Source organism: Bacillus cereus group sp. BceL291, assembly GCF_051776705.1.
GTDB lineage: Bacteria > Bacillota > Bacilli > Bacillales > Bacillaceae_G > Bacillus_A > Bacillus_A cereus.
In genome coordinates this window covers 1-5,671 of sequence record NZ_JBPWAP010000152.1, presented here as the reverse complement: position 1 = coordinate 5,671, position 5,671 = coordinate 1, and the positions used below count along the sequence as shown (strand labels likewise).

Below are 5,671 nucleotides of genomic sequence, written 5' to 3'. Positions count from 1 at the left end.
GTGTCACAGAATGACTCTTCTGTGACGAAAATATATAAGGTAACTCACTATAACGTTCAGAAAATTACGAAATTCACGATTTACTCAAAGATGCTGGTTCTAGGCCTATTACGTCTCCAACTGGAGGGTATCATGTTCGTAAACATATAAAACTAAAAGAACCCATGTATTAGAAATGAGAAAATGAAGAAATATCATCTTCCCTTGATTCTGGACCTAATCAAAATTGGTTTATTGTATATGGTTTTTCTTTGGAGAAAATTAATGAAAATACAGTAAATGATATACAAAACACGATTACAACGTATCCAGACTCCCCTTTAAATAAGGAACATATTTCACTTACAAAAGAATTTACGCACAATTAATATGCGGAGAAAATAAAAAAGAAGTTAATACGGAACAATACCATTGAATTCTTCAAACGGAATTTAATATTTTAAAATAATTAACATTATATTTTTAATGTATTAGAGATTTATTTATAAGGAGACTATTTTCACCTTCGTTTTTTGCGAAATCCTTACAGAATATTAAGAAGAGGTTCGCAGCAAAAAAGTCTTTTAAACTTTTTATCCAAAAGCAGGATGATATATTTTTATATTCTCCAACTCTTTCCTATTAACTAGCTTAATAAAAGCATATATATTAAGAATCGACTGCTTTCTTTGAAGTTCCCTTTCAAACTTACATGGCTCTAATTGTTCTAAAGATTTATTTATATACCTGGATGCACGCTCATAGCATTCAAAGGTATAAGACTCTGCTAAATATACAAGTTCCGATGCTCTTAAAAGATGAAAACACCCTTCAGGATCTTCTAAATCTAGAATCTCCTGACATAAACGCCTAGACTTTTCGAGATCATCTTGCACCAGGTACGCATATGCTAAACCTCCTTTAATCTTGCCTAAATAAGATGTTCTAATAAAACTATCAGTTATCGCATTAACGTCTGGTAATAATACCTCAGCCTACTTGAATAAAGAATTATATTTTTCTAAAACATACATAGTATAGTAAGTTAATATGCCGTATAAAACCTTCATCTCTTTTGTCTTAATTACTTTTTTACCCTTACGATCTTCCAGTTTAGCTAACAATTCTTGCTGTTTAATACTGCCACTATTTCTAAGCCATACTAATTCAGGTTCCGTTGCAAAGTTTTCTAAGTGAAATTAAAATGTATGAAAAATGATTCGAGGAGAATGATATATGAGATATTTTAAAGGAAAACAATTCAAGTAAGATATCATATTGGTAGCCGTTGGCTACAATTGTCGTTTTTCTTTAAGTTATCCCAATGTATCTGAACTTTTGAGCGAACATGCCATATCAGTTCATCCTACGACCATTATGGGTTGGGTGCATGAATATGGTAATTTGATCTATCAAATTTGAAAGAAGAAAAATAAATCAGCACATTTCACATGGCATGTAGATGAAACCTACATCAAAGTCAAAGGGGAGTGGTGTTATCTGTATCGTGCGATTGATCAAGAAGGATACACCTTGGATATTTAACTTCGTAAAACAAGGGGCTTATATGTTTATGAAAAGGTTAGTGAAAGCTTTTGGAGAACCAACAGTTCTCACAACAGATAAGGATCCAGCTCTACTTTGTGCACTCAAAAAACTGAAACATAATAGGTTTTATGTGGATACGAAACATTGTACTGTTAAGAATTTCAATAATCTTATCGAACAAGACCATAGACATATCAAAAGACGTTTGGTTAAATCCGTAGGATTTCAAAATCTTCGTCATGCTTCACGTACATTGAAAGGAGTTAAAACGATTCATGCTCTATACAAACAAAAGAGAAATCACATTCCAGACTTCTCTTTTTCGACGTATAAAGAATTACAGCAATTATTTAGAATTTCTTAAACGATAACCTTATTTTGTAACCGGTTTGGAATTTTTTCAAACTTTGCAACAGAACCAAAGCTTCTTTGATCATTTAAAAAATGCAGCTTTCTACTCACAAGAGATAACAAAAGTATCCATCTCCAACCCTCTATTTTAAAATATTCTAAAAACTAAAAATCTAGCATTTACTTTCTGAGTGCCATTGGTTGATAGATTAGGTAAGCTTATAGTATTGCCACTTGCATTAATAATTTGAAGCGTTGCTCCTGCAGCTAAATTTAAAATTCTTGAAACAGATATTTCCCCACCATTTGGATTTGGAAGTAATATTATATTCCCTGCCGTATTAGTAGCACCAACTTCACCTATAATGAAACAAATTGAACTTGAGGAAGGTGAAAAAGAAATATAATATTCTACTTTATACACACCAGGATCAATTATTGTTATTGTATTAGATGTTGAAAAAGTTAAATTTTGAACAGTATTTATGCTACCAGAAAAACTAACAGGCGATAAATCTAAAACATTCTGTGCACCTGTATTAGTTAAGTCTGCAAAAGTTATAGGAATATTAGGTCCAGTCGATCCCGTAGGCCCAGTGATTCCCGTAGGTCCAGTCGATCCCGTAGGTCCAGTCGATCCCGTAGGTCCAGTGATTCCCGTAGGCCCAGTTGCTCCCGTAGGTCCAGTTGCTCCCGTAGGTCCAGTCGATCCCGTAGGTCCAGTGATCCCCGTAGGTCCAGTGATTCCCATAGGTCCAGTTGCTCCCGTAGGTCCAGTGATCCCCGTAGGCCCAGTTGCTCCCGTAGGTCCAGTTGCTCCCGTAGGTCCAGTGATTCCCGTAGGTAATGTACAAGGGGGGATTGGTGGAAATGTTGGACCTATTAAATTCGGGTTTGATTTTTGGGAAACAAATGGTTTTGAGAATTCGTTATAATACATATAATAATCTCCAATCTAATTTTTTGTAATTTAAGGATTAAAATTTTAACATAACCAAAAGATGAATGGACAGTTCATCTCTATCTTTCTCTATATTTAAGATATAAATTTATGCTAAGATTATCATATGTATTATTTCGATGATGTTGAAAAATTCATGAATATTCAAAAAAAACCACACACACGCAATAAAATCCATTTTACAGATTTTATTCACTTATGTAAACAGTTTAGGTTCCGTTGCAAAGTTTTCTAAGTGAAATTAAAATGTATGAAAAATGATTCGAGGAGCATGATATATGAGATATTTTAAAGGAAAACAATTCAAGTAAGATATCATATTAGTAGCCGTTGGCTACATGAATATGGTAATTTGATCTATCAAATTTGAAAGAAGAAAAATAAATCAGCACATTTCACATGGCATGTAGATGAAACCTCCATCAAAGTCAAAGGGGAGTGGTCTTATCTGTATCATGCGATTGATCAAGAAGGATACACCTTGGACATTCAACTTCGTAAAACAAAGGATCATCGAGCCGCTTATATGTTTATGAAAAGGTTAATGAAAGCTTTTGGAGAACCAACAGTTCTCACAACAGATAAGGCTCCAGCTCTACTTTGTGCACTCAAAAAACTGAAACATAATAGGTTTTATGTGCATACGAAACATTGTACTGTTAAGCATTTCAATAATCTTATCGAACAAGACCATAGACATATCAAGAGACGTTTGGTTAAATCCGCAGGATTTCAAAATCTTCGTCATGCTTCACGTACATTGATTGGAATACCATTTTTACCAAAAAACATTTGAGTAAAGCTTTTCTACAAATAGGCGGGACACCTCCAATGGTTAAACTGTCTACATACGCAATTAAAATTTGTAAAATGTATTCATTTTTGAATATTTATGAATTTCGCAATATCTGCCTGTCCGTCTAAAATCAAAATATCTTTATTAACTAGTTTCTTGGATTAGTTTTATAACAAAAGATTCCGCTAGGGGTCTATTATTTTTTTCACTACAACCCCAATTTTCTTATTTGTGAAAATCAGGAAATATCTGCTTACAAATGTGAACTTAGGCGTTTGTGTAGTAAGGGCACAGAAACGACGATAACATGTAATCGAATTATCAAAAACGCTTGTTATTGATAATTCGATTGTGACAATAATGTTGATAACTTAGCTTGAAGGGGTATCACCCCATGCCCATCAACCTAAGGAAAGCAAATACCCCAAAACGAGAAAATTGACATTTCCAGATGAAAATGTACAATTTTTTTGTTTTGGGGATGCTTCAAAATATTAGTTTGATAGCAATGTGTCTCTATCCATATAGGTTCGTGAATTACGGTACTATGACCATATCGTACAGCTAGTTGAGTGTTCAAATGTTTTTGGTCAAAGCTTTTCTCCTAATATCATATGAACTCACTTCATCACTCCATAATTTTTAGGTAGTGAACGATTTTAGATTACCTAAAATCACTATGATATCCTAAATAATATTTAAAAAGCTAAGTCCATACTGCTAGACTGACCGTCATCCAACTTATGACGTGTGTCCGGTTAGATCCAAATGTTAAAGCTAATACGGCTGCAATATCAGTTCCTACGAGAATTGGAGCTAGAAGAGCCAAACCTGGAATACCATATCGATCCCATATTTTTCTTGATCGGGTTTCTTTTTTAGAAGGTGTTGTTATACCTTTTTTTGTTTTCTTGCTGCTTGCCATTTTGCATACTGTTTAAAGAAAAAACCGAGTAATAGAACCAAGATAAGATTTCCTGCAAATGCTGTTACTCCTACTGCAAATGGTTGTAATCCCCATGCGATACCAAGTGGTACAACAATTGATACATCCATCCATGGGGCAAATGCTAAAAGAAATAACACTACATATTGCCATAATGCCCCCGCATTTTGAGCCCACTCCACCATATTGTTTCATCCCCTTTGTTAAATACGATTTAAAATAAAAATAGTGGTTAACCAATAGACAATATATTGACCTGCACCTAGTAAACCAATGCACAATAATGGAACAAAATTATGTTGAGAAAAGAGAAAACAAATCCCTGCCGTTACTGGAAGCGCAATGCTATAGTAAATATACACATTTCGGCAAGCCTTATAGGTTACCCACTGCTGCCCTTCATCTATTTCACGAAATTCGGATGGTATAAAACCAAATAGCCTAATCTTATCATGAGGATTCTTTCGGTTATAAATCCTTGTGAGAATGAGCCATAAAAAAGTAACCGTCACTAAAATCCCGAAACATAACTTAGCTAAAATGACTTGTGTATTCATAAGAGAAAATAGTAAAAATGCAATAATCAACACAAATATACTGGCCCCTATAAGTGGCGATCTTAAAACCTGTTTTATCATAATCGTTCCTCTCCCTTTAAATAAAAAACCTCTTCTACGGTAACTTGAAATACAGCAGCTAATTTTAACGCCATAGTGACAGATGGAGAATAATCACCTTTTTCTATTAATCCAATTGTCTGCCTTGTGACCCCAATTGCATCGGCCAAGTCTTGCTGAGTCCATCTAAATCGTGCTCGTAATTCTCTAACTCTGTTTTCTAGTATCATAATTCTCCTTTCCTCATTTACAATTACTGTAATTGTAAATGATTACTAACAAAATGTAAACAATCATTTGCATTATGTAATGAATAATTGCTAAACACGACATAAATTACCCTTATGTTAAAAAGGGAGTCCACCCCATCGCTATCAAGATACCAAAACAAAATACCCCATAAAATGAAAAAATACACTATTCTTTCTGTAGAATCATAGGAAAGGATGGCGTTTTTGTATGTCTATTTCTGT

3 protein-coding genes and 5 pseudogenes are annotated in these 5,671 nt (G+C 34.0%); 2 read left to right on the top strand and 6 right to left on the bottom strand.

Annotation, left to right across the window (positions count from 1 at the left end; genetic code table 11):
• Positions 1-581: 581 nt before the first annotated feature.
• Positions 582-1,148: pseudogene (locus ACS2CR_RS33260) on the bottom strand (AimR family lysis-lysogeny pheromone receptor); the annotation flags it as partial.
• A gap of 103 nt (positions 1,149-1,251) precedes the next feature.
• Here ACS2CR_RS33260 and ACS2CR_RS33255 point away from each other — a divergent pair.
• Positions 1,252-1,891 (top strand): annotated as a pseudogene (locus ACS2CR_RS33255) (IS6 family transposase).
• A 135-nt stretch (positions 1,892-2,026) separates the two neighbouring features.
• Here ACS2CR_RS33255 and ACS2CR_RS33250 read toward each other — a convergent pair.
• Positions 2,027-2,818: an exosporium leader peptide-containing protein gene (locus ACS2CR_RS33250; RefSeq protein WP_325839274.1), complete on the bottom strand. Its 792-nt coding sequence runs from the start codon at positions 2,816-2,818 to the stop codon at positions 2,027-2,029.
• Positions 2,819-3,167: 349 nt separating this feature from the next.
• On the opposite strand from ACS2CR_RS33250, the pseudogene ACS2CR_RS33245 reads away from it, so the two are divergent.
• Positions 3,168-3,611 (top strand): annotated as a pseudogene (locus tag ACS2CR_RS33245) (IS6 family transposase); the annotation flags it as partial.
• On the opposite strand, the pseudogene ACS2CR_RS33240 reads toward ACS2CR_RS33245, so the two are convergent.
• The 4 genes and pseudogenes from ACS2CR_RS33240 to ACS2CR_RS33225 all read right to left on the bottom strand — a co-directional run.
• Positions 3,604-3,729 (bottom strand): annotated as a pseudogene (locus ACS2CR_RS33240) (ISNCY family transposase); the annotation flags it as partial. The pseudogenes ACS2CR_RS33245 and ACS2CR_RS33240 sit on opposite strands and share 8 nt — an antisense overlap.
• 612 nt (positions 3,730-4,341) lie before the next feature.
• A pseudogene (locus ACS2CR_RS33235) lies at positions 4,342-4,766 on the bottom strand (small multi-drug export protein).
• Between the two features lie 18 nt (positions 4,767-4,784).
• Positions 4,785-5,219: a hypothetical protein gene (locus tag ACS2CR_RS33230; protein ID WP_000595642.1), complete on the bottom strand. Its 435-nt coding sequence runs from the start codon at positions 5,217-5,219 to the stop codon at positions 4,785-4,787.
• Positions 5,216-5,428 (bottom strand): helix-turn-helix transcriptional regulator, encoded by a 213-nt coding sequence (locus ACS2CR_RS33225; protein WP_000599740.1) that lies wholly within the window; start codon positions 5,426-5,428, stop codon positions 5,216-5,218. The genes ACS2CR_RS33230 and ACS2CR_RS33225 overlap by 4 nt, the downstream gene beginning before the upstream one ends.
• Between the last annotated feature and the right edge of the window lie 243 nt (positions 5,429-5,671).